General features: G+C 73.0%; 23 protein-coding genes. 13 read left to right on the top strand and 10 right to left on the bottom strand.

The genetic code is table 11. From position 1 onward, the window contains the following. Position 1: 1 nt before the first annotated feature. A complete protein-coding gene (locus tag AB0L56_RS02870; protein ID WP_365418219.1) occupies positions 2-2,209 on the top strand; it encodes a hypothetical protein in 2,208 nt (735 codons plus the stop codon). Between the two features lie 47 nt (positions 2,210-2,256). Here AB0L56_RS02870 and AB0L56_RS02875 read toward each other — a convergent pair whose 3' ends face one another. Beyond that, on the bottom strand, positions 2,257-3,117 hold the full coding sequence (locus AB0L56_RS02875; RefSeq protein ID WP_365418221.1) for a transglutaminase-like domain-containing protein: 861 nt from the start codon (positions 3,115-3,117) through the stop codon (positions 2,257-2,259). A 30-nt stretch (positions 3,118-3,147) separates the two neighbouring features. Beyond that, positions 3,148-4,167, bottom strand: a complete 1,020-nt coding sequence (locus AB0L56_RS02880; RefSeq protein WP_365418224.1) for a GNAT family N-acetyltransferase — start codon at positions 4,165-4,167, stop codon at positions 3,148-3,150. Positions 4,168-4,307: 140 nt separating this feature from the next. On the opposite strand from AB0L56_RS02880, the gene fdxA reads away from it, so the two are divergent. Together fdxA and AB0L56_RS02890 are read left to right on the top strand one after the other, a co-directional pair. Further along, positions 4,308-4,625, top strand: a complete 318-nt coding sequence (gene fdxA / locus AB0L56_RS02885; RefSeq protein ID WP_055572727.1) for a ferredoxin — start codon at positions 4,308-4,310, stop codon at positions 4,623-4,625. Positions 4,626-4,741: 116 nt separating this feature from the next. Beyond that, the gene (locus AB0L56_RS02890) at positions 4,742-5,842 is read left to right on the top strand and encodes a bifunctional succinyldiaminopimelate transaminase/glutamate-prephenate aminotransferase (protein WP_365418227.1); all 1,101 of its coding nucleotides are present in this window, start codon (positions 4,742-4,744) and stop codon (positions 5,840-5,842) included. 333 nt (positions 5,843-6,175) lie between these two features. On the opposite strand, the gene AB0L56_RS02895 is transcribed toward AB0L56_RS02890, so the two are convergent. Together AB0L56_RS02895 and AB0L56_RS02900 are read right to left on the bottom strand one after the other, a co-directional pair. Further along, positions 6,176-6,511, bottom strand: a complete 336-nt coding sequence (locus AB0L56_RS02895; protein ID WP_361022297.1) for an ATP-binding protein — start codon at positions 6,509-6,511, stop codon at positions 6,176-6,178. Between the two features lie 126 nt (positions 6,512-6,637). Then, positions 6,638-7,642, bottom strand: coding sequence for a heavy metal transporter (locus tag AB0L56_RS02900; RefSeq protein WP_365418230.1), 1,005 nt, complete (start codon positions 7,640-7,642; stop codon positions 6,638-6,640). Between the two features lie 83 nt (positions 7,643-7,725). Between AB0L56_RS02900 and dapE the strand changes: the two genes are divergently transcribed. Both dapE and AB0L56_RS02910 read left to right on the top strand, forming a co-directional pair. After that, the gene (dapE, locus tag AB0L56_RS02905) at positions 7,726-8,805 is read left to right on the top strand and encodes a succinyl-diaminopimelate desuccinylase (RefSeq protein WP_365418233.1); all 1,080 of its coding nucleotides are present in this window, start codon (positions 7,726-7,728) and stop codon (positions 8,803-8,805) included. 119 nt (positions 8,806-8,924) lie between these two features. After that, a complete protein-coding gene (locus AB0L56_RS02910; RefSeq protein WP_365418236.1) occupies positions 8,925-9,683 on the top strand; it encodes a TIGR00730 family Rossman fold protein in 759 nt (252 codons plus the stop codon). A gap of 135 nt (positions 9,684-9,818) precedes the next feature. Here the strand turns inward: AB0L56_RS02910 and folP are convergent, their stop codons facing one another. After that, positions 9,819-10,679: a dihydropteroate synthase gene (folP, locus tag AB0L56_RS02915; RefSeq protein ID WP_361022310.1), complete on the bottom strand. Its 861-nt coding sequence runs from the start codon at positions 10,677-10,679 to the stop codon at positions 9,819-9,821. 139 nt (positions 10,680-10,818) lie between these two features. Between folP and AB0L56_RS02920 the strand changes: the two genes are divergently transcribed. Continuing rightward, entirely contained in the window at positions 10,819-11,175 is a 357-nt protein-coding gene (locus AB0L56_RS02920; protein WP_365418841.1) for a DivIVA domain-containing protein, read from the top strand. Beyond that, on the top strand, positions 11,172-11,792 hold the full coding sequence (locus AB0L56_RS02925; protein WP_365418239.1) for a DNA-3-methyladenine glycosylase I: 621 nt from the start codon (positions 11,172-11,174) through the stop codon (positions 11,790-11,792). The genes AB0L56_RS02920 and AB0L56_RS02925 overlap by 4 nt, the downstream gene beginning before the upstream one ends. An 8-nt stretch (positions 11,793-11,800) precedes the next feature. Here AB0L56_RS02925 and AB0L56_RS02930 read toward each other — a convergent pair whose 3' ends face one another. Then, positions 11,801-12,604 (bottom strand): enoyl-CoA hydratase-related protein, encoded by an 804-nt coding sequence (locus AB0L56_RS02930; RefSeq protein WP_365418242.1) that lies wholly within the window; start codon positions 12,602-12,604, stop codon positions 11,801-11,803. 383 nt (positions 12,605-12,987) lie between these two features. On the opposite strand from AB0L56_RS02930, the gene AB0L56_RS02935 reads away from it, so the two are divergent. Continuing rightward, the gene (locus AB0L56_RS02935; RefSeq protein ID WP_003966491.1) at positions 12,988-13,155 is read left to right on the top strand and encodes a DUF3117 domain-containing protein; all 168 of its coding nucleotides are present in this window, start codon (positions 12,988-12,990) and stop codon (positions 13,153-13,155) included. A gap of 136 nt (positions 13,156-13,291) precedes the next feature. On the opposite strand, the gene AB0L56_RS02940 is transcribed toward AB0L56_RS02935, so the two are convergent. Next, entirely contained in the window at positions 13,292-13,990 is a 699-nt protein-coding gene (locus AB0L56_RS02940; RefSeq protein ID WP_361022442.1) for an O-methyltransferase, read from the bottom strand. Between the two features lie 277 nt (positions 13,991-14,267). On the opposite strand from AB0L56_RS02940, the gene sigE reads away from it, so the two are divergent. The 5 genes from sigE (at position 14,268) to AB0L56_RS02965 (ending at position 19,772) form a co-directional block, all read left to right on the top strand. Beyond that, the gene (sigE, locus tag AB0L56_RS02945; RefSeq protein WP_190161454.1) at positions 14,268-14,927 is read left to right on the top strand and encodes an RNA polymerase sigma factor SigE; all 660 of its coding nucleotides are present in this window, start codon (positions 14,268-14,270) and stop codon (positions 14,925-14,927) included. Next, positions 14,924-15,823 carry a zf-HC2 domain-containing protein gene (locus AB0L56_RS02950; RefSeq protein ID WP_361022319.1) on the top strand — a complete coding sequence of 300 codons (900 nt, stop codon included), beginning with the start codon at positions 14,924-14,926 and terminating at the stop codon, positions 15,821-15,823. Before sigE ends, AB0L56_RS02950 begins: the two co-directional genes overlap by 4 nt. 789 nt (positions 15,824-16,612) lie before the next feature. Then, entirely contained in the window at positions 16,613-18,313 is a 1,701-nt protein-coding gene (locus AB0L56_RS02955; RefSeq protein ID WP_365418845.1) for a trypsin-like peptidase domain-containing protein, read from the top strand. 130 nt (positions 18,314-18,443) lie between these two features. After that, positions 18,444-18,872, top strand: a complete 429-nt coding sequence (locus tag AB0L56_RS02960; protein WP_365418246.1) for a sec-independent translocase — start codon at positions 18,444-18,446, stop codon at positions 18,870-18,872. 225 nt (positions 18,873-19,097) lie between these two features. Beyond that, positions 19,098-19,772, top strand: a complete 675-nt coding sequence (locus tag AB0L56_RS02965; RefSeq protein ID WP_365418248.1) for a hypothetical protein — start codon at positions 19,098-19,100, stop codon at positions 19,770-19,772. 66 nt (positions 19,773-19,838) lie between these two features. On the opposite strand, the gene AB0L56_RS02970 is transcribed toward AB0L56_RS02965, so the two are convergent. From AB0L56_RS02970 to AB0L56_RS02980, 3 genes are read right to left on the bottom strand one after another with little or no spacing between them, the layout of a single operon-like run. Continuing rightward, entirely contained in the window at positions 19,839-20,972 is a 1,134-nt protein-coding gene (locus tag AB0L56_RS02970) for an Mrp/NBP35 family ATP-binding protein (RefSeq protein WP_361022328.1), read from the bottom strand. A gap of 43 nt (positions 20,973-21,015) precedes the next feature. Then, entirely contained in the window at positions 21,016-21,624 is a 609-nt protein-coding gene (locus tag AB0L56_RS02975) for a DUF1003 domain-containing protein (RefSeq protein WP_365418250.1), read from the bottom strand. Beyond that, the gene (locus tag AB0L56_RS02980) at positions 21,614-22,897 is read right to left on the bottom strand and encodes a CBS domain-containing protein (protein ID WP_361022334.1); all 1,284 of its coding nucleotides are present in this window, start codon (positions 22,895-22,897) and stop codon (positions 21,614-21,616) included. Before AB0L56_RS02980 ends, AB0L56_RS02975 begins: the two co-directional genes overlap by 11 nt. Positions 22,898-22,922: the final 25 nt, after the last annotated feature.

Genomic DNA, 22,922 nt, shown 5'->3' on the forward strand with positions numbered 1-22,922 from the left:
CTTGAGTCGTGAAACTGACACTCCGTCCTCCGGGCCCAACGGGCACGGCGGAGCCGCCTACCCGTCGGGCACCCCGCCCTACGGAATCCCGGCGATTCCGGACGCGGGTACGGATGCGGGCCGTTCGGCCGCGCGGCCGGAGGAACGCAAGACCGAGACCACGCTGACGACCCGGGTCCGGATCAACATCCCCGGATCCCGGCCCATTCCGCCGGTCGTCGTGCGCAAGCCCGTCAAGAACGCGGGGAACAAGGGCCGTACCGATGCCGAGGCGTCGGCTCCGTCCCCGGCGTCGGCTCCGTCCCCCGCCGCGGTCGAGCCTCCCGGTCGGCCCGCCCCGTCGGCCCAGCCCGCCGCCCCGGCGGCCGAGGAGAAGCCGGCCAGCGACTGGTTCGCGCCCCGCAAGTCGGGCGCGGGCAAGGGCGGTACGGGTGGCGGGTCCGCCAACGGGGCCGGTGCGTCCAGTGGTTCGGGTCCCGCGACCGGTGGCGGTGCGCCGAGCGGTCCGGGTCCCGCCACGGGTGGCGGGGCGCCGGCGGGCCCGGCTGCGCCCGGTGGCGCGCGGCCCGGCGCCGGACGCCCCGGCGGTGTGGTCGGTTCCATGGGTGCGCCGGGCGGCCCCCGTTCCGGCGGCACGACGCGCCCCGGGCCCACCGGCGCGACCGGTGCGACCGGGGGGCCCGTGGCCCCCGGGCATGGTGGCGGCACCGGATCCTTCGACGTGACCGAGGTGCTGGCCGGCTCGCCGGCGGGCCCCGGCACCCGTCCGGGCGGGCACCCCGGTGGCGAGCCGCGCCGCGACGACCTGCCGTTCTTCACGGACGGACCCGGCGGCGCCCCCGGGCAGCGCGGTCCGGCCGGCGCGCCGGGGCAGGACACCCGGCCGCCCGGGTACGGCGGCCCGAAGGGCCCCGCCGGTCCTACCGGTGGCCCGGTGACCGGCGACGCCCCGACGATCCCGCCGGCGGGCGCTCCCGGCCCCGGCGGTGCACAGCAGGGCCGTCCCGGCGCCCAGGGCGCCCGCCTCAGCGACGACACGGCGATCCTCACGCCCCAGCCGCTCGCCGAACCGGGCACCGCGGGCTACGGTCCCCGCCACGACAACGTCTCCGGGCACACCGTCACCAGCGGCATCCCCGTGGTCCCGCCGAGCGCGGCCTTCGACGCGCCCGGCCGCCCCGGCACGGACGGCCCCCGTCCGCACACGCCGCCCAAGCTGCCCGATCGGGTCTCCCCGGCCGCGAGCTCCACGAAGGCGCCGAAGAAGAAGGGGCGCAACAAGCTCGTCCTGCTGGGCGGCGGTGTGTTCGTCCTCGCCGGTGTCGCCTACGGCGCCGGTCTGCTGATGAACAGCTCCGACGTGCCCAAGGGCACCACCGTGCTCGGCGTCGACATCGGCGGCGGCACGCGCGACGACGCGGTGAAGAAGCTGAACGCCGCCCTCGGTGACCGGCTGAACAAGCCGCTGAAGCTGTCGGTCGACGGCAAGACCGTCGAGCTGCAGCCGGACAACGCGGGCCTGCAGTTCGACGCCGACGCCACCGTCGGCGCGGCCGCCACGAGCGACTACAACCCGGTCAACGTGATCGGCTCCCTCTTCGGCCAACAGCGCGTCGTCGACCCGGCCATGCCCGTCGACGAGGAGAAGCTGCAGGCCGCCCTGGAGAACGCCTCGGGCGGCTCCGGCTCGGTCACCGAGGGCTCGATCACGTTCCAGTCGGGCAAGGCCGTCCCCGTGTATCCCAAGGCGGGCCAGGGCATCGACGTGGCCAAGGCGGGCGACGTGGTGACGGAGGCGTACCGCACGCTGGTGGAGACCGGCAGCTCGGACGCGGTGAAGGTGCCGACCGCCGTGCAGCAGCCCAAGGTCTCCAAGGCCGAGGTCGACCGGATGATGAAGGAGTTCGCCGAACCGGCGATGTCGGACATAGTGACGGTGCAGACCGATCCGGCACACGCGGTCGCGATGAGCCCCGAGAAGTCGCTCTGGAAGTTCCTCCGGGTGGTGCCCGTCAACGACAAGCTCGTCGACAAGCCCGACCTGAACGCCCTGAAGGAGCTGTACGGCCAGACGTTCGACGGTGTGCTCATCACCCGGGGCAACGGGAAGAAGACGGCCGTCACCCCCCAGGACGTGTACGTCGCCCTCCGCCAGGCCCTGATCAGCAAGACCGGCCGCGTCGCGACCATCGACACGAACCCCAGCTGACGCGACCCCGTGCGCGGGCACCCGGTCACCGGACCGGGTGCCCGCGTCTAGTTCAGCAGGGCTCTCGCCGCCCGGGCCTGTCCGCGCACCTGCTCCGCCGCCGGTTCGTCCACCACCGCCACCAGCTCCGCGTAGGCCTCCAGCTCCCGCGCGCCGTCCTGGAAGGCACCGCGCTGCACCAGGAGCTGCGCCCGCTCGTAGCGCAGCCGCGCAGCGTGGGAGGGCAGGAGCAGGGACAGCTCCACCGCCCACAGCGCCACGTCCGACCGCTCCGGACGGACCGCCGCCCACGCCCGTACGTTGTTCAGGATCCGCAGGACGACATCCAGCACCCCCGCGGGCGCCAGCATCGACGCGTCCAGCGGCGCCCCCGTCGCCCCCACGACCAGCAGCTCCGCATCGTCCCCGGTCAGCACCCGTCCCCCGTCGAACGGATCCGCCAGCACCTGCCCCGCCCCCGCGCCCGGCTCCCCGAACCCGACGACGAAATGCCCCGGCAGCGCTACCCCGTACACCGGAGCCCCCGCCCGCCGGGCCACCTCGATCCACACCACCGACAGCAGGATCGGCAGCCCGCGCCGCCGCCGCAGCACCTCGTGCAGCAGCGAGGACTCCAGCCGCCGGAAGTCGTCCGGGACGCCATGGAAGCCGTACCGCTCACCCAGCAGGTCCCGCAGCGCCAGCGCCCACGCGCGCGGCGAGCCGGGCCGGTAGGGCAGCTCACCGGCCAGCCGGTCCAGCTCCACCTCCACGGAGTCCATCCCGGCCTCGTCCAGCCTGCCGTCCGCCTCCGCGCCGACCAACAGGCACAGCGTGGACAGGCCGGGCCGCTCGCACCGGGCCTCCTCGGCGAATCGCTCGCGCAGTTCCGCGGAGCGTCCGGGCGGTGGGGGGTACGGGGAACGCATATCCGGTTCGTGCCCGCTCACGGCGCTCCGTCACCTCACCGGAGCCGATGATTCCGGTGAAGCGGGGCCGCGGTAATGGTGGTAGGCGTGGTGCGGGGCGAACCCCATGCGCTCGTACATCGCCCGCGCGCCCGCGTTGTCCTCCTCCACCTGGAGCCAGGCCGCCGAGGCGCCCTCGTCCAGCGCCCGCCGGGCCAGCGCTGCCATCACGGCGGTCGCCAGCCCCCGCCGCCGCTGCTCCGGGTCCACCTCGACCGCGGCGAACCCGGCCCACCGGCCGTCCACCACACACCGCCCGATGGCCGCGGGCGCCTCCCGGCCCGGCACCGTGGCGAACCACACCGACGCCCCGCTCCGCAGCACCCGCAGCGCCACCTCGCTCACCCCCTTGCGCTGGTACCGGGCCAGCCACGCCTCGTCGGCGTCCCGCGACAGCGTCACCCCGGACGGCTCACCGCCGAGGTCGGCGACCGGTGCCAGGGCGCCCACCCACAGCTCGGCGGTCACCTCCCGCACCCATCCCCGCCGCTCCAGCTCCGCGCAGAGCACCTCCTGCGTCCCCTCGGCGCCGGTGGCGGTCTGGACGTAGGCGGGCAGCCCACGGGCCGCGTACCAGCCGCGTACGGCCGTCAGCGCGTCGTCCAGCGGTGTGCCCGGGTCGCCGAGCGGCAGCACGGAGTTGGCCCGCCGCGTGAAGCCGCCCGTGCTTCTGAGCTCCCACGCGCCGAGCCGCTCGCTCTCCACGGGACGCCACGCCCGCGCGGAGACGCGCGCCAGCTCCTCGTACGACGCCGCGGGGCCACGCCGGCGCGCCGGGGCGGAGGGGATCACCTTGCCCGCGACCAGCGCGGACTCCGCGATGTGGACAGTTTCCCCGTTCTTTCTTGTGATCCGCAGCACACCGTTGTCCCATGATGTGAGAACGCCGACCGTGTCGGTGAACTTCTCACCCGTTGGACCATGTTCGATCAAGCTCCGTACGGAGACCCGTTTCCCCACGTCAGCAGTGGTGATACGGACCTCGAGGCGCCCGGCGGCAGAGATTTCCACAGGTCAGTTCACCCCTCCTGTTCGGATCATGCCCAGGAACGGAGATACTAGGGGCGGGCATCGACGACGCCGCGCTCCCGCGCGCGAGGCGGCGGAGCCTGAGGAGGCCCGCCAGCGCCCTATCGAGGAGGAACGACAGCGTGACCTACGTCATCGCGCAGCCTTGTGTCGACGTGAAGGACAAGGCGTGCATCGAGGAGTGCCCGGTCGACTGCATCTACGAGGGCCAGCGGTCCTTGTACATCCACCCGGACGAATGCGTCGACTGCGGCGCCTGTGAACCGGTCTGCCCGGTCGAGGCCATCTTCTACGAGGACGACACTCCCGAGGAGTGGAAGGACTACTACAAGGCGAACGTCGAGTTCTTCGACGATCTCGGCTCGCCCGGCGGCGCCAGCAAGCTGGGTCTGATCGAGCGGGACCACCCGTTCATCGCCGCGCTGCCGCCGCAGGCGTAGCCGTCCCGTAAGCGGCCCCCGCATCGACGTGCCGCCTTGGTCCCGTACGGCCCGGTCCCACCGGATCGCCGTACGGGGCCGAGGCGTTCGCCGCACCAGAAAGTGAGCCCCTTCCCGTGTCCGCAGTCTCCGACCGGTTGCCCACCTTCCCCTGGGACAAGCTGGAGCCGTACAAGAAGACGGCCGCCGCGCATCCCGACGGCATCGTCGACCTCTCGGTCGGCACGCCCGTCGACCCGGTGCCCGAGCCGATCCAGAAGGCCCTGATCGCCGCGGCGGACTCGCCGGGCTATCCCACCGTCTGGGGCACGCCGGAGCTGCGCGACGCGATCACCCGCTGGGTGGAGCACCGGCTGGGCGCCCGCGAGGTCACCCACCGGCACGTCCTGCCGGTCGTCGGCTCCAAGGAACTGGTCGCCTGGCTGCCCACCCAGCTCGGGCTCGGCCCCGGCGACAAGGTCGCCTACCCGCGCCTGGCCTACCCCACGTACGAGGTCGGGGCCCGCCTCGCCCGCGCGGACCATGTGTCGTACGACGATCCGACCGAGCTGGACCCGGCCGGTCTGAAGCTGCTGTGGCTGAACTCCCCGTCAAACCCGACGGGCCGGGTGCTGTCCAAGGAGGAGCTGACCCGGATCGTCGCCTGGGCCCGCGAGCACGGCGTCCTCGTCTTCTCCGACGAGTGCTACATCGAACTCGGCTGGGAGGCGGACCCGGTCTCGGTGCTGCACCCCGACGTCAACGGCGGCTCCTACGACGGCATCGTCTCCGTGCACTCGCTGTCCAAGCGGTCCAACCTCGCGGGCTACCGCGCGGCGTTCCTGGCCGGTGATCCGGCGGTTCTCGGTCCGCTGCTGGAGATCCGCAAGCACGGCGGGATGATGACCTCCGCGCCGACGCAGGCGGCGGTGGTGGCGGCGCTGGGGGACGACGAGCACGTGCGCGTTCAGCGGGAGCGTTACGCGGCTCGCCGCACCGTCCTGCGCGAGGCGCTGCTCGCCCATGGCTTCCGGATCGAGCACAGTGAGGCCAGCCTCTACCTGTGGGCCACCAGGGACGAGTCGTGCTGGGACACCGTCGCCCACCTGGCCGGCCTCGGCATCCTGGTCGCCCCGGGCGACTTCTACGGCCCCGCCGGCGCCCAGTTCATCCGCGTAGCCCTGACCGCCACAGACCCCCAAATCCAGGCCGCAGCCAACCGCCTGACCGCAACCTGATTCCGGCAGCCGGGCCCGTGTGCAGTGGCCGTGGTTTGAACGGTGCCCTGCGCCGGTGGCTGTGCCCACCCGTTCCGCCCTGCGGAACGACTGCCCACAGCCAGGCGGGCGCGGCTGCCCGCAGCCGGGCGTAGCTGCTCGCAGCCGGGCGGAACTGCGGGCAGTCGTGCCTCCCCCAGTGCCTTAAGGGCCTGGGAGGTACCCCCAGGGCGGCACGGGTGGGCGCAGCGGCACCCCGCTAGCGCCCGGCTGCGCAAACCACCCCCGGCGCAGACAGTGAACGGGGCCCGGGGAAACACCCCGGACCCCGTCGCCGTACGCCAGCGCAGCGATTCAGCCGAGCGGCAACCCCTTGACCGGCGCGGGCACGCCACCCTTGCCCACCGAGTCCGTCGGCAGCTCCTTCACCACCGGCACAGCCTTCTTCACGGTCTTACCCGCCGCCGGCGCCACCTCATCCGTCTCGGGCGCGGCCTTGCCAACACCCTTGGCCACATTGTCCACGGTGCTGCCCGGCGCCCCGTCAAGGGCGCTCAGCCCGAGGCCAGGGGCGGACGGCAGCGCCGGAGCGGCGGCGCTCGCGGTACCGGCCGCACCGACCCCGGCAGCCGCTCCCGCAGCGACGAGCAGCGCCGCACGGGCGATCCGACGAGTCAGGGGGAGGGACATGGTGCTCCTTCGACGGCAGACAACGATGAAAGTCCGTCCGTGCCGATCACCGGGCCCGGACTCAGTGACTACCGCTCGACCGCCGCGAAGGTTGCGGCGTGCCCCCGTAAAGAGTGAGCGCCCGTACTACTGCGCGGTCGTGATCCGCACCGCGCCCGCGCCCCAGTCGGTGTCCGCGGACCCCTTGCCGTCGGCCGGCCGCCACTGGCTGTCGGTGTGCCCGGCGGTCCACTCCCGCCCGGCGTAGGAGACCCGCTTTATGTGCAGCTCGGAGGCGTTGGCCACGGCCCAGTGCGCCAGTTGCCACCCCCGCGGCCCGGCACTCCTCCCGGCGTCGGCGCCGCTCCCGCCGGTGACCGGGACCGTCACGGTCCCCCCGTCGGAACCGCCGGTCCCGGAACCTCCCGCCTCCGCCGAGGACGCCGAGGCCCCCGAGGACCCCGAGGCGCCCACCTCCGCCCCGGCCGGTTCCAGCGCGTCCCGTCCGAAGTCCCGGACCAGCGCGGCCCGCACCGCCCCCGCACCCGCCGCCCGAGTCGCCGCGGGACGCCCCTCGCAGGTCAGCGTGGCCGCCGAGCGCCCGGTGAGCGCGGCGGCCAGCAGCGTGGCGTCCGGCTCGTGCTTGGCGTACGCCTGCGGGAAGCCGCTGCGCTGCACTTTCTGCGCGGCGACGGTGAGCGGCAGCCGGGTGTAGCCCGGCACCTCCTCCAGGTGCTCGTAGAACTTCCCCGCCGCGTACGCCGGGTCCATGATCTCCTTCGGCGTGCCCCACCCCTGCGAGGGACGCTGCTGGAACAGTCCCAGGGAGTCACGGTCGCCGTAGTCGATGTTGCGCAGCGCGGACTCCTGCAGCGCGGTCGCCAGCGCGATCGTCACGGCCCGCTCGGGCAGTTCGCGCGCCGTGCCCACGGCGGTGATGGTCGCCGCGTTCACCGCCTGCTCGGGCGTGAACTCGTAGGTCGCCCCGTCGTCCTTGCCGGAGACGACCTTGCAGCCGGGACCGCCTCTGCCCCCGGTGTCGTACTGGACCACGACGTAACCGGCGACCGCGGAAAGGACCGCGAGACCCGCACTCCAGCGGAGAAGACGACCGCGACGCGTGCGCTGGGAAGGAAGGGACGGCTCTGGCACGCGTACAAGGTACTGGAGAGTACTGTTCCATGTGGGCCAGGTGCGAACAGTGGTCCGAATGCCGGCGCGCTAGGGTCGAGAACATGGCCGACACCCCGCTTGACCTCACGCTGGACGCCGCCCGTCTGACCGCGCAGCTCGTCGACTTCCCCTCCGAGAGCGGCAGCGAGAAGCCGCTCGCGGACGCGATCGAGACCGCGCTGCGGACCCTGCCGCACCTCACCGTCGACCGGCACGGCAACAACGTCGTGGCCCGTACGCGGCTCGGGCGCGCGGAGCGGGTGATCCTCGCCGGGCACATCGACACGGTCCCGATCGCGGACAACGTCCCTTCCCGGCTCGACCCCGATGGCACGCTGTGGGGCTGCGGCACCTGCGACATGAAGGCGGGCGTGGCCGTCCAGCTGCGGATCGCGGCCACGGTCCCCGAACCCAACCGCGATCTGACCTTCGTCTTCTACGACAACGAGGAGGTCAGCGCCGACCTCAACGGCCTGGGGCATGTGGCCGAGGCCCACCCCGAATGGCTGGAAGGCGACTTCGCGGTGCTGCTCGAGCCGTCCGACGGGCAGGTGGAGGGCGGCTGCCAGGGCACGCTGCGGGTGCTGCTGAAGACCACCGGTGAGCGGGCCCATTCCGCACGAAGCTGGATGGGCTCCAACGCGATCCACGCCGCCGCCCCGATCCTGGCCCGCCTGGCCGCGTACCAGCCCCGCCACCCGGTCATCGACGGCCTGGAGTACCGGGAGGGTCTGAACGCGGTCGGCATCTCCGGGGGAGTGGCCGGCAACGTCATCCCCGACGAGTGCGTCGTCAGCGTCAACTTCCGCTACGCCCCGGACCGATCGGAGGAGGAGGCCCTGGCCCATGTCCGCGGGGTCTTCGCGGACTGCGGGGTGACGGATTTCGTCGTCGACGACCACAGCGGCGCGGCACTCCCCGGCCTGTCCCACCCGGCCGCGGCGGCCTTCATCGAGGCGGTGGGCGGCACACCGCAGCCGAAGTACGGCTGGACGGACGTCGCCCGCTTCTCGTCACTCGGCGTCCCGGCGGTCAACTACGGCCCGGGCAACCCCCATTTGGCGCACCGGCGGGACGAGCGCGTGGACACCGCGAAGATCCTCGCGGGGGAGGAGCGGCTGCGGTCCTGGCTGACGGCCTGAGCCCGCCACACGCCCGGCGGGTTTGGAACGCTCTCCCGTGGACATGCTGACGTCCCCCGTACGTAACCCGCGTAGATCTACGCTGAGGCGGTACGACCTGGCAATCGGAGGGAGCGCACATGGCTACGGGCAACCCGGTGGGGAAGCGGCAGCCGCCACCTGAGAAGCGTCTGGGGCCGGTCCTCCGCCGGCGGGGCCAGGTCCAGGCCAGCACCACCGACCAGCGGCTGCTGGACGAGCGCGCGCCCTCGGACTGGGTCCACACCGACCCCTGGCGGGTGCTGCGCATCCAGTCGGAGTTCATCGAGGGCTTCGGCTCCCTGGCCGAACTCCCGCCCGCGATCAGCGTCTTCGGCTCGGCGCGCACGCCGGCGCGCTCGCCGGAGTACGAGGCGGGCGTGCGGCTCGGCCGCGGCCTGGTCGAGGCGGGCTTCGCGGTGATCACCGGCGGCGGTCCGGGGGCCATGGAGGCGGCCAACAAGGGCGCCCTGGAGGCGAAGGGCCTCTCGGTCGGCCTGGGGATCGAGCTGCCCTTCGAGCAGGGGCTGAACCGCTACGTCGACATCGGTCTGAACTTCCGGTACTTCTTCGTCCGCAAGATGATGTTCGTGAAGTACGCCCAGGGCTTCGTGGTGCTGCCCGGCGGTCTGGGCACCCTGGACGAACTCTTCGAGGCGCTGACCCTCGTCCAGACCCAGAAGGTAACCCAGTTCCCCATCGTCCTGTTCGGCACGGACTACTGGGGCGGCCTGATCGACTGGCTCCGCAACACGGTCATCGACCAGGGCAAGGCGTCGGAGAAGGACCTGCTCCTGTTCCATGTCACGGACGACGTGGACGAGGCGGTCGCCCTGGTGTCGAAGGAGGCGGGGCGGTAGGGGTGTTTCTGACGGTGACCATTTGACCCACCGAGTCGGGCGGCGGACGGGCAGAGGCCGGGGGTCCGGGGGCGGAGCCCCCGGAGGACGGGACGGGAAGGGGCGGCGGGGGCGAAAACCCCCGAACGCCACCCCCTACGCCAGCCCCCTCCGCGCCACGGCCGGCTCCCGCTGCCCCGCGATGGACGACACCATGTCCAGCACCTGCCGGGTCTCGGCGACCTCGTGCACCCGGTACACCTGCGCCCCCAGCCACGCGGACACCGCGGTCGTCGCGAGCGTCCCGACCACCCGCTCCTTGACCGGCCGGTCCAACGTCTCACCGACGAAGTCCTTGTTCGACAGCGACACGAGGACCGGCCACCCGGTGGCCACCATCTCGTCCAGCCGTCGGGTCGCCTCCAGGCTGTGCCGCGTGTTCTTCCCGAAGTCGTGCCCCGGGTCGATCATCACCGACTCCCGCGGCACCCCCAGCGCCACCGCCCGCTCCGCCAGGCCCACGGTCACGTCGAGAATGTCGGCCATGACGTCGTCGTACGTCACCCGGTGCGGCCGGGTCCGCGGCTCCGAGCCGCCCGCGTGGGTGCACACCAGCCCCGCGCCGTACCGCGCGGCGACCTCCGCGAGCCGTGGGTCGACCCCGCCCCAGGCGTCGTTCAGCACGTCCGCGCCCGCCTCGCACACGGCCTCGCCGACCTCGTGCCGCCAGGTGTCCACGCTGATCACGACGTCGGGGAAGCGCCGCCGCACCTCGGCGACGAAACCGACCGTCCGCCGCACCTCCTCCTCGGCCGTGACCTCCTCGCCCGGCCCTGCCTTCACCCCGCCTATGTCGATGATCGCGGCGCCCTCGGCCACCGCCTGCTCCACGCGCGTGAGCGCGGGCTCGTCGCGGAACGTGGCGCCCTGGTCGTAGAAGGAGTCCGGGGTCCGGTTCACGATCGCCATGATCACCCGCTCGTGCGATGCGAATTCCCGACTGCCCAGCCTGAGCATCCCCTGTGACCTCTTCTCATGCGTCCGTCCGGACCGCCTCCGTCCGCCCGGCGGCTCCGACTGTCAGACTCGCATGGCACGATCGGAGTCACACATCCGACTCCGACTCAATCCGACCGTGGGGGCCCCGGCGATGGTTATGTTCCTGTTCCTGGTCGTCGCGCTCGCCGTCGTGGTCGCCGCGGTGACCCTCGCCGTGGTGGGCGGCGGCGACAAGGGCCCACTGCCCGACGCGGCCCCCGAGCGCCTGGTGGACTTTCTCCCGCCGGACCGCCCGCTCAGCCGCGCCGACGTGGACGGCCTGCGCTTCCCGCTCGCCGCCCGCGGCTACCGCATGGCGGACGTGGACGACGCCCTCGGCCGTCTCGGCGCCGAACTCGCCGAGCGCGACGCCCGCATCGCCGACCTGGAGTCCGCGCTGGCCGGCGCCCGGGCCGCCGCGGCCCACCTCTCCATGGACAAGGCGGCCCCGCACCGGGAGGACGAGCAGCAGTGAGCGACGCAGCAACCGCCGGGGTTGCGGCGGCCGCCCCGGCCGGGCCGGACGGCCTCCCGCGCTGCCCCTGGGCCCTGTCCACCCCGGACTACGTGACCTACCACGACGAGGAGTGGGGCCGCCCGGTCCACGGCGACGACGCCCTCTTCGAACGCCTCAGCCTGGAGGCCTTCCAGTCCGGCCTGTCCTGGATCACCATCCTGCGCCGCCGCCCCGGCTTCCGCGCCGCCTTCGCCGACTTCAAGATCGCCGCGGTCGCGGAGTTCACCGACACCGACCGCGAGCGCCTGCTCGCCGACACCGGCATCATCCGCAACCGCGCCAAGATCGACGCGACCCTCGCCAACGCACGCGTGCTGGCCGGGTGGGCGCCCGGCGACCTGGACGCCCTGATCTGGTCCCACGCCCCCGACCCGGCGGACCGGCCGGTGCCGAAGACCGTCGCCGACATTCCAGCGGTCACCCCGGGGTCGACGGCGCTGTCCAAGGCCCTGAAGAAGCGCGGCCTGCGCTTCATCGGCCCCACCACGGCGTACGCCCTGATGCAGGCCTGCGGGCTGGTGAACGACCACTTGGAAGCATGCGTGTCACGAAGCGCCCACCGAGGGGCGCCGTAGCCCCGGGCTCAGCGGCCCAGGTACTTCGGCCTCTCCTTGTTCACGAACGCCTGCACCGCGATCGCGTGGTCCTCCGACGCGCCGGCCCGGGTCTGCAGCTCGTCCTCCTTCTCCAGCGCCTCCTCCAGCGAGTGGCTCAGCCCGTATGCCACGGACTCCTTCAGCGCCGCGTACGCCACCGTCGGGCCCCCGGCCAGCGCGCGGGCCACCTTCTCCGCCTCCGCGCGCAACTCCGCCGCCGGGACCAGCCGGTTGGCGATGCCCAGCTCGTACGCCTCCTGGGCGGAGATGTTGCGCGGGAAGAGCAGCAGGTCGGTGGCGCGCCCGGTGCCGATCACCCGGGGCAGCGTCCAGGAGATCCCGGAGTCCGCGGTCAGCGCCACGCCGGCGAACGAGGTGTTGAACGCGGCCGTGTCCGCGACGATCCGGTAGTCCGCGGCCAGCGCGAAACCGAAGCCGGCGCCCGCCGCCACCCCGTTGACCGCCGCGACCACCGGCTTCGCGGCCCCGGCGATCGCCTTCACGATCGGGTTGTAGTGCTCGCGCACCGTGCTCATCGTCCCGCCCGAACCGTTCTCCCGGTCGGCGGCCAGCAGCATGATGTGCTCCTTGAGGTCCTGCCCGACGCAGAACGCCCTGTCACCCGCGGCCGTCAGCAGCACGGCCCGTACGGCGTCGTCGTCCGCGGCGGAGCGGACCGCGTCCCGGAGGGCGACCTTCGCGGCCACGTTCAGCGCGTTCATCGCCTCCGGGCGGTTCAGCGTGATCGTCGCGAGTCCGTCGCTCACCTCGTAGAGCACGGTGTCGGCCATGGCGTATCCCTCCGTGTCGCGGCTCGGGACCTACCAGCCGGTACGTCCCTGTCTGCAGGACAGCATGACGGAGATCACCGGCCCAGGAGCGCGGCCCGCGTGTGACCTGCGTCAAACAATTCTCGGCGGATTCCGGTCCATGGACGTGGGTGCGGTGGCGCAGTATCGCAGTCACATCGCCGAATTGAGTGGTTTTGCTCGCGCGCGTTGCCCAAGCGATGCCTACCGATGTTGGTCATCGGGTCCTGCGATGCGGGATAATGGCCTGGAAGCAATGTGTTCGATGCCGGTGGCGTGTGTCCTGCTGCTTCAGGGACCGCAGGTGCCCTTCAGTGGGCCGTCGGCTCAGACGGTTTAGCTGGGTTTCAGGAAGGGGAACGAGCATGGCGGCCATGAAGCCGCGGACGGGTGATGGCCCGCTCGAGGTGACCAAGGAGGGGCGGGGCATCGTCATGCGCGTTCCGCTCGAAGGCGGCGGTCGGCTCGTCGTCGAGCTGACCCCGGACGAGGCCGACGCCCTCGGCGACGCCCTCAAGAAGGTCGTCGGCTGAGGCGCGCAAGCGACCATACCCTTTCAGCCGCCCCGGCGCCGCACGCGGTGCCGGGGCGGCTGTTTGCGCGGGAGGCGGGGCATCGCCGGTGCCGGCCGTCCGGGCACCTCTCCGGTGGTCCGGTTCGGTGGTCCGGTCACCGCTTCACGGCGCACAGCAGCCCGTCCCCGACGGGCAGCAGCGACGACACCAGCTCCTGGCTCTCGCGCACGGTCCGCACCAGCTCGCGCAGCCGCAGCACCTCGGAGGGCTGCGGACCGGAGTCCACCGTGCGCCCGTTCGCGAACACGCCTTCGAAGGCGACCAGGCCCCCCGGGCGCAGCAGGCGCAACGATTCAGCGAGGTAGTCCTGGTACTCCTGCCGGTCGCCGTCGCAGAAGACGAGATCGTAACCGGCGTCCGCGAGGCGCGGCAGGACGTCCAGGGCGTGGCCCGGGATGAAGCGGGCCCGGTTGCCGGCGAAACCGGCGTCGCGGAACGCCTGCCGGGCGGACTGCTGGTGCTCCGGCTCCTGATCGACCGTGGTCAGCACCCCGTCCGGCCGCATCCCGTGCAGCAGATGGATCCCGGAGACCCCGCAGCCGGTGCCGATCTCCGCGACCGCCTTGGCGTCCACGCTGGCGGCGAGCAACCGCAGGGCCGCGCCCGTGCCGGGCGACACCGAGCGCAGGCCTGCGGCACGAGCCCGGTCCCGGGCCCAGTGCAGCGCCTCGTCCTCGGCGACATAGGCGTCGGCGAACGCCCAGCTCGTCTGCCGGTTGGCGGTAATGACCCTCTCCTGTCCCCGTGGTTGCCTGGGCGTGACTGTATCCGTTGGCGCCGGGAACCTGCTGATGGGACCGGTCGTTTAAAGGGGAAGAGCAAGTGGTGCGTGCCGTGACGGGGGTGGGTCGGTGGACGAGGACGCCGAGCAAGTGCAGACGCAGGCGTACGAGCCATGGCAGCCCAGATCAAATTCTCGTAAAACCGCTTATCCGGAGCTAACGGGCGAGGTGGCTATGGTAGGGGCTCCACTGGACACCACCAGAGCCGACAGGGGAGGTGCGGCTGCGCCTGTGGATCGCGGAGGAGTGCTGCGGCGCTTCCTCGGATCGGCGGGCAGGCCGAAATCCGTGAACGACACCGCTGCTGACCACCACCGCGCCGGCGACCCGGCCCAGACCGCGACCTTCTCCAGCGACGCGGACGGGCAGGCGTGGACTCCGCCCACCTGGGAGGAGATCGTCAGCATGCACAGCGGCCGGGTGTACCGGCTCGCCTACCGTCTCACCGGCAACCAGCACGACGCGGAGGACCTCACCCAGGAGGTCTTCGTCCGCGTCTTCCGCTCCCTGTCGACGTACACCCCCGGCACCTTCGAGGGGTGGCTGCACCGGATCACCACCAATCTCTTCCTGGACATGGTCCGCCGCAAGCAGCGGATCCGCTTCGACGCGCTGGGCGACGACGCGGCCGAGCGGCTGGCCAGCAAGGAGCCCACGCCGCAGCAGGTCTTCAACGACGCCCACTTCGACGCGGACGTCCAGCAGGCGCTGGACACGCTCGCCCCGGAGTTCCGCGCCGCCGTCGTCCTGTGCGACATCGAGGGCCTGTCGTACGAGGAGATCGCGGCCACCCTGGGCGTCAAGCTCGGCACCGTCCGGTCCCGGATCCACCGCGGCCGTTCCCAACTGCGCAAGGCCCTCGCGCACCGCTCGCCCCAGGCGCGTGCGGACCGCCGCTCCTTCATGCCGCGTGTCCCCGCACTGGGAGGAGGGGGCGCGAGCGCGTGAGCGGTTCACAGCCGAAGTCTTCCGAGGGACACCTCGCGGAGCAGCACCTGGGAGACCGACTCTCCGCCCTGGTGGACGGAGAGCTCGGTCATGACACGCGTGAGCGCGTACTGGCGCACGTCGCCACCTGCGCGAAGTGCAAGGCGGAGGTGGACGCGCAGCGCCGTCTGAAGAACGTCTTCGCGGAAGCCGCCCCGCCACCGCCCTCCGAGAGCTTCCTGGCCCGTCTCCAGGGGCTGCCGGCCGGGGGCGACCTCGGCGACGGCGGCTCACCGCTGGGCGGCGGAAGGCTGCCGGGCGGTGCCTCCGGGCGGTTCGGCTCCTCCGGCGTCTTCGGGAACAGGCGCGAGCGCTTCGAGTTCGCCTACACGCCCGTGCGGCGCCACGACCCGGCCCCGGCGGCCGGCCGCGGGTTCGCCGTCCACGACGTCAGCCGTCACGAGACCGACCGGCCGGCCTCGCGCGGGCTGCGGTTCGCCTTCGTCGCCGCCGGAGCGGTGTCGCTGGCCGCGATCGCCCTGGGCGGGGTCACCGCGACGGCGCCCGCCGATACGGAGGCGCGCGGCGCGGGAAAGGGCAGCAACGTGACGCCGATGCGCACCCAGGGCTCCGGCGCGGCGGCGGCGCCCGAATCGCGGCGCCGTGGGGCCGGACCGCTGCTGGGCCAGATGACGGGGCAGAGCATGCGGAAGGACACGCCCGTCGCCCCGGCGGGGGTCGCCGCACCACTGCTGCCCGGGGTTCCGCCGCCCTCCCAGGGGGGTGCCACGGCGGTGTCCCCGCTGATACGCCCGCTGGAATCCGCCCCGCCGCTCACCCTGACCGCCTGGGCCACCTCCGCCGGGCTCAGGGCCTCCGGCCTCGTCACCCCCACGTCCACCAGCACATCCCGCTGACCTGCCCACTGCGCAAGGGCGCGCGAACCTGATTGAATTCCGGGCGGCGCGCCCCTGCCCATGCGGACGGGCGCCGAGCCAGTGTCCAGCTGTGGGGAGAGCATGAACAACGGGAAGCCGGGCTCACCGGGGGAGGAGCCGACTGTGCGCTCGGAGGGACCCGAGGGGGACTTCGAACTGGCCGGCCCGGTCCGGGCACCGGCCACCACCGACCATGAGGGCGACTACGAACTGGACCGCCCCCAGCCCTCCCGGAACCCCGACGCCACGGCACCCCCCGCGCCGGCCGCTCAGCCCGCCACTCCGCCACCGCCGTCCGCCTCCGCCCCGCCGGCGGCGGAGGACACACCGGCGGCCTTCGGCCCACCCGCCGACGCCACGGCACCCCGGTCGGCCCCCGCGCCGGCCGGTCGGCCCGCCACTCCGCTGCCGCCGTCCGCCTCCGCCCCGCCGGCGGCGGACGACACATCGGCGGTGTTCGGCCCACCCGCCGACGCCACGGCACCCCGGTCCACCCCCGCGCCGGCCGGTCGGCCCGCCACTCCGCCACCGCCGTCCGTCTCCGCCCCGTCGGCGGTCGAGGACACACCGGCGGCCTTCGGCCCACCCGCCGACGCCACGGCACCCCGGTCGGCCCCCGCGCCGGCCGGTCGGCCCGCCACTCCGCCACCGCCGTCCGCCTCCGCCCCGCCGGCGGCCTTGGGCACACCCGCCGACGCCACGGGCCCCGCACCTGACAGCGCCGCCCCCGCCGCCGACCGCGGTGCCTCTGCCGAGACCGCGGACGCCGTGCCGGGCGCCCCGGCCGAGCCCGCCGTGTCCTCCGCTGTCCCGTCGTCCGGCACGGACCGGTCCGATGGCGCCGGGTTCGGCGTCCGGGGCGATGACCTGGCGGCCGGACCGGGCGGTTCCGGGGCCGGTGCCATCGCCGAGGGCCTTGGTGCGGCGCCCGGTGGGGCGCACATGGCCGGGGGTGGGCAGGTACGGCCGTTGCACGAGCCCGACGCCTACAGCACTCCGCCGTACGGCGAACCGGGCCCCTGGGCGCCCGCGCCGCCCGTGCAGCATCCCGCGAGTACTCCCGCGCACGGGATGGCGAGCGCCGCGCCTCCTGCGGTCACGGAGGGGGAACCGGGCCCCTGGGCGCCCGCGCCGCCCGTGCAGCATCCCGCGAGTACTCCCGCGCACGGGATGGCGAGCGCCGCACCTCCCGCCGTCACGGAGACGGCGGCCCTCCCCGTCCCCGCCCAGACGCGCCCCGACGTCGCGGACGCCCCGCCCGCCGACCCCTGGGGGCGCTACGACCCCTGGGCGGCGGCCGCGGCGGCAGCGCCGTTGCAGCAGGCCGGGCCCGCCACGCCGGACGGCACGCGGCGCCGCGGACGCGCCCGGCGGCTGATCGTCGGGGGCGCACTGCTGCTCGCGCTCGTGTCGGGCGGCATCGGCGGGATCGTCGGCGCATACCTGGAACGCAACGGCGGCGTGGGGACCGTGACCCTGCCGCAGGCGGAGAAGGAGACGACCGGGCGGGATCCCGGCAGCGTCGCCGGAATCGCCGCCCGCGCCCTGCCCAGCGTCGTCACCCTGCACGTCAGCGGCGCCGGATCGGCCGGCACCGGCACCGGCTTCGTGCTCGACGAACGCGGCCACATCCTGACCAACGACCACGTCGTCGAGCCCGCGGGGAAGAACGGCGAGATCACCGTCACCTTCCACAGCGGTGACACCGCCCGGGCCACCGTCGTGGGCCGGGACAGCGGCTACGACCTCGCCGTCGTGAAGGTGAAGGGCGTGCGCGGGCTCGCCCCCCTGCCCCTCGGCAACTCCGACAACGTGCGCGTCGGCGACCCCGTCGTCGCCATCGGCGCCCCCTTCGACCTGGCCGGCACGGTCACCTCCGGCATCATCAGCGCCCGGGAGCGGCCCATCACCGCCGGCGGCGAGAAGGGCGACGGCAGCGACGTGTCGTACGTCGACGCCCTGCAGACCGACGCGCCGATCAACCCCGGAAACTCCGGCGGCCCCCTGCTCGACGCCGAGGCCCGGGTGATCGGCATCAACTCCGCCATCCGGTCCGCCGGCGACGGCGCGGAACTCGACGACGGTCAGGCCGGTTCCATAGGGCTCGGCTTCGCCATCCCGATCAACCAGGGAAAGCGCGTCGCCGAGGAGCTGATCAGCACCGGGGAGGCGACCCACCCCGTGATCGGCATCACCCTCGACATGGACTACGGCGGCGACGGCGCCCGGGTCGCCGCCAAGGGCAGCGGCGGCGGCCCCCCGGTCAGCACCGGCGGCCCCGGAGCCAAGGCCGGGATCGAGGCCGGCGACGTCATCACCGAGGTCGACGGCAGGCGCGTCCACTCCGGCGAGGAACTCATCGTCAAGACCCGCGCCCACCGCCCCGGCGACCGCCTGGAGCTCACCCTGGAGCGGGACGGGAAGGAGCGGACGGTGTCGCTGGTGCTGGGCTCCTCGGACGGCGGCTGAGCGGGACGCGGGCGCCCGGGACAGTACCGGTCGTACGGGACGGCCGGGTACCGTGGACCCGGCCCGGACCACGGAAGACCACAGGCCGGCACCGAGGGCCGAGGACCGAAGGCATCGCGAGGAGCTTCAGGTGTTCAATGACATAGGACCACTCGAGCTGGTGACGCTCATCATCCTCGCCGTACTCGTCTTCGGTCCGGAGAAGCTCCCCAAGGTCATCCAGGACGTGACCCGCACGATCCGGAAGATCAGGGACTTCTCGGAGAACGCCAAGCAGGACATCCGGCAGGAACTCGGCCCGGAGTTCAAGGACTTCGAATTCGAGGACCTCAACCCCAAGACGTTCATCCGCAAGCAGCTGGACAACGACGATCTCGGGCTGAAGGAGATCCGCAACGGCTTCGACCTGAAGAAGGAGATGGCCGACGTCGCGGACGCCGTCCACGGCCGCGAGACGGAGGCGGCCACGCCCTCCTCCGGCGGCCGCGTCGACATGACGAAGAAGCCGGAGATCCCCGCGGCCGACGACCGTCCGCCCTTCGACGCGGACGCCACCTGAGCCCGGAGGCGCGGGGCGCGCGCCCCCGCGCACGTGACACGTTTCATACTCCACCCGGGCCCCGTACGGCCTGATACGGACCTCCGGGCGGCCCACGCGCCGGGCGGTGTCCCAGCCTGTGCCCCCAAGGTGGCTATGCTGCCGAGTTGTTGTGCGGAACGGACGAGAACGCCCGAAGGGGGGCGGGCCGCCCGGTCCGACGAGAGCGAGGAGGCGTCCGGGCACATGGAGACGACGAGTTCGGCAGTCGCGCAGGCGTCGGCCACGGAGGACGGACAACAGGTCCCCTCCGCCCGGCGTACCGTCGACGGCTACCTGCGCGCGCCCTTCCCGTGGTACGGCCTGGACGAGGCCTTCACGGGACCGCGCTGGCTGATGCAGGTCGGACTGGCGGCCGACGGGGCCGTCGAGCACGGATCGGTCGGGCACGGCGACGAGCCCTCCGTACGCAGCGAGTTCGCGGCCGGAGCCGACCAGGACGTCAAGGAGAAGTTCGCGGTCGTGGTGACCGTGGCCGCCAACCCGGTCCGCCGCAGCGCCGACGGCACCGGTCTGCTGGAGGCCACCTCGGTCTCCTCCGCCGCCTGGCTCGCCGGGGTGGGGCTGCTCTCCTTCACCTGGCCCGGCCAGATGGACCACACCCTGCGCGACGACTGGCTGGAGCAGCAGACGGAGACGGCCTGGGTCCTCGCCGACGACCTGGAGGGCGCGGACTGGTCGACGCTGTCCCTGCCGGTGGACGGGGCGCCCACCCCGTTCCACTACCGGGAGTCCGAGTTCGGCTGGGTGCTCGCCGGTTCCACCCGGGCGGGCGTGCACGTGGGCGCGTACGGCAGGGGCATGAGCGCCTACGGCCTCGGCTTCTCCGTGATCAAGGACATCGCCGCGTACGACGCCTGAGCGAACCTGAGCGAAGAGGTGCACGAAGGGCGCCGTCCGCACCGGACGGCGCCCTTCGTTGCGTGATCAGAACTTGTTGCGCGGGGTGATGCCAAGGGACATGCCCGACAGACCCCGCTGCCGCCCGCCCAGCTTGCCGGCGACCGAACGGAGTGCCGAGCCCGCCGGGGACTCCGGGTCGGACAGCACCACGGGCCGGCCCTCGTCGCCGCCCTCGCGCAGCCTGACGTCGATCGGGATGGCGCCGAGCACCGGGACGGTCGCACCGGTCGTCCGGGTCAGGCCGTCGGCGACCGTCTGGCCGCCGCCCGTGCCGAAGACGTCGACCATCTCGCCGCAGTGCGGGCAGGGCAGCCCGGACATGTTCTCGACCACGCCGACGATCTTCTGATGCGTCTGCACGGCGATGGACCCGGCCCGCTCCGCCACCTCGGCCGCCGCCTGCTGGGGCGTGGTGACGACGAGGATCTCGGCGTTCGGGACCAGCTGGGCGACGGAGATCGCGATGTCGCCCGTGCCGGGCGGCAGGTCGAGCAGCAGCACGTCCAGGTCGCCCCAGTACACGTCCGCGAGGAACTGCTGCAGCGCGCGGTGCAGCATCGGGCCGCGCCACACCACCGGCGCGTTGCCCGGGGTGAACATGCCGATGGAGATGACCTTCACGCCGTTCGCCGACGGCGGCATGATCATGTTCTCGACCTGGGTGGGACGCCCGTCGGCGCCCAGCATGCGCGGGACGGAGTGGCCGTAGATGTCGGCGTCCACGACACCGACCTTCAGCCCGTCGGCCGCCATCGCCGCCGCCAGGTTCACCGTCACCGACGACTTGCCGACGCCGCCCTTGCCGGACGCGACCGCGTACACCCGGGTCAGGCTGCCCGGCTTGGCGAAGGGCACCTCGCGCTCGGTCTGGCCGCCACGCAGGGCGTTCGCCAGCTCCTTGCGCTGCTCGTCGCTCATGACGTCCAGCGTCACGTCGACCCGGGTGACACCCTCGACCCGGGAGACCGCGTCCGTCACCCGCTGCGTGATCGTGTCCCGCATCGGACAGCCGGAAACCGTCAGGTACACGGTGACCGCGACCGCACCGTCCGCACCGATCTCCACCGACTTGACCATCCCCAGCTCGGTGATGGGCCGGTTGATCTCGGGGTCGTTCACCGTCGCCAGTGCTTCGCGCACCGCGTCTTCCGTAGCCATAAGGACGATGGTACGGCGCCGGGTACACCCGCGCGTAAGGACGTCAGCGGTCTTCTGCGTCACGTCCCGGCGGCCGTTCCGCCCGCATCGCCGGAAACGCTCCGTGATGGTCCTTGTGCCCGTTCTGCCGTCCCTCCAGCTCCTTGACCAGGTCCTGCAGCTCGGAGCGGATCCAGTCCCGGGTGGCCACCTCCCCGAGTCCCATCCGCAGCGCGGCGACCTCCCGGGTCAGATACTCGGTGTCCGCGATCGCCCGCTCGTTCTGCTTGCGGTCCTGCTCCAGGTTCACCCGGTCGCGGTCGTCCTGCCGGTTCTGCGCCAGCAGGATCAGCGGGGCAGCGTAGGAGGCCTGCAGGGACAGCACCAGCGTCAGGAAGATGAACGGGTACTCGTCGAACCGCAGCTCCTCCGGCGCGGACACGTTCCACAGCACCCACAGGATGATGACGACCGTCATCCAGACGAGGAACCGCCCGGTGCCGATGAAGCGCGCGATCCGCTCCGACAGCCGCCCGAAGGCGTCCGGGTCCCACTCCGGCAGCAACCGGCGCCGGGGAGGCCGCGGCTGGTCCAGCCGGGGCGCGCGCGGCCGCCCGGCGGCCGTGGCACCGGCCGGCTGCCGCTCGCGTGCGCCGTCGCGCTCAGGAGCCATCCGGCCCCACCTCCTCGTCGAGGTGGAACTCGGTCTCCCGCCAGTCGTCCGGCAGCATATGGTCCAGCACGTCGTCCACGGTCACCGCGCCCAGCAGCGCACCCGCCTCGTCGACCACCGGCGCCGCCACCATGTCGTACGTGGCGAAGAACCCGGCGACCACGGGCAGCTCCGCGTCCGGCTCCAGAGGCTGGAGATCGTCGTCCAGGAGGGAACCGACCAGCGTGTACGGGGGCTCGCGCAGCAGACGCTGGAAGTGCACGGTGCCCAGGTACTTGCCGGTGGGCGTCTCCTCGGGCGGGCGGCAGACGTAGATCTGCGCGGCGTGCGCGGGGGAGAGGTCGGGCTCGCGGATCCGGGCGAGGGCGTCCGCCACGGTCGCGTCGGGCCGCAGCACGATCGGCTCGGTCGTCATCAGCCCGCCCGCCGTGTCCTCCTCGTACGACATCAGGCGCCGCATGTCGGCCGCGTCGCTGGGCTGCATGAGGCTCAGCAGCCGCTCCTGGTCCGCCTCCGGCAGTTCACCGAGCAGGTCGGCCGCGTCGTCGGGGTCCATGGCCTCCAACACGTCGGCGGCCCGCTCCTCCGCCAGCACGCCGACGATCTCGACCTGGTCGTCCTCCGGCAGCTCCTCCAGTACGTCCGCGAGCCGGTCGTCGTCGAGCGCGGCGGCCACCTCCGCGCGCCGTTTGGGCGAGAGGTGGTGCAGTACGTTGGCGAGGTCGGCGGGGCGCAGCTGCTCGAAGGTGGCGAGCAGGTTCTCGGCGCCCTGCCCCTGCTCCTCCAGGGAGAACCCGGTCACCGCGGACCACTCGACGGTCAGCGCCTCGCCCTTGCCGCGCCGGAACGCCCCGACCTTCTTCCCCTTGCGCACGAAGACCCGGTCGATCTCCCAGTCGCGGCGGGCCGGCAGCTGGTGCACCGACAGATCGAGGACGGTGACCTCCTCGCCGGTCTCCACCAGTGTCACCCGACGGTCCAGCAGCTCACCGAAGACGAGCCGCTCGGTGGGCCGCTGCTCGAAGCGCCGCACATTGAGCACCCCGGTCGAGATGACCTGGCCGGCCTGCACGGACGTCACCCGGTTCATGGGCAGGAAGATGCGCCGGCGGGTGGGGAGCTCGACGACCAGCCCCAGCAGTCGCGGCGGACGCCGGCCGGGCCGCAGGATGACGACCAGATCGCGCACGCGCCCCACCTGGTCGCCGGCCGGATCGAAGACGGCGACACCGGAGAGGTGGGAGACGAAGAACCGGGGGGCACCTGCTGCCATGGCGGCGCCTCCTTTGCGTGCGGGG

It is taken from the genome of Streptomyces sp. NPDC052079 (assembly GCF_040680275.1).
Taxonomy (GTDB): Bacteria; Actinomycetota; Actinomycetes; order Streptomycetales; family Streptomycetaceae; genus Streptomyces.

Coding starts and splice junctions, on each gene's coding strand:
- AB0L56_RS02895 (WP_361022297.1), bottom strand. CDS start 6,511: ATGTCCCTCCCCCTGACTCGTCGGATCGCCCGTGCGGCGCTGCTCGTC.
- AB0L56_RS02935 (WP_003966491.1), top strand. CDS start 12,988: ATGGCGGCCATGAAGCCGCGGACGGGTGATGGCCCGCTCGAGGTGACC.
- AB0L56_RS02965 (WP_365418248.1), top strand. CDS start 19,098: ATGGAGACGACGAGTTCGGCAGTCGCGCAGGCGTCGGCCACGGAGGAC.
- AB0L56_RS02910 (WP_365418236.1), top strand. CDS start 8,925: ATGGCTACGGGCAACCCGGTGGGGAAGCGGCAGCCGCCACCTGAGAAG.
- AB0L56_RS02975 (WP_365418250.1), bottom strand. CDS start 21,624: ATGGCTCCTGAGCGCGACGGCGCACGCGAGCGGCAGCCGGCCGGTGCC.
- dapE (WP_365418233.1), top strand. CDS start 7,726: ATGGCCGACACCCCGCTTGACCTCACGCTGGACGCCGCCCGTCTGACC.
- AB0L56_RS02930 (WP_365418242.1), bottom strand. CDS start 12,604: ATGGCCGACACCGTGCTCTACGAGGTGAGCGACGGACTCGCGACGATC.
- AB0L56_RS02920 (WP_365418841.1), top strand. CDS start 10,819: ATGTTCCTGTTCCTGGTCGTCGCGCTCGCCGTCGTGGTCGCCGCGGTG.
- folP (WP_361022310.1), bottom strand. CDS start 10,679: ATGCTCAGGCTGGGCAGTCGGGAATTCGCATCGCACGAGCGGGTGATC.
- AB0L56_RS02875 (WP_365418221.1), bottom strand. CDS start 3,117: ATGCGTTCCCCGTACCCCCCACCGCCCGGACGCTCCGCGGAACTGCGC.
- AB0L56_RS02980 (WP_361022334.1), bottom strand. CDS start 22,897: ATGGCAGCAGGTGCCCCCCGGTTCTTCGTCTCCCACCTCTCCGGTGTC.
- AB0L56_RS02970 (WP_361022328.1), bottom strand. CDS start 20,972: ATGGCTACGGAAGACGCGGTGCGCGAAGCACTGGCGACGGTGAACGAC.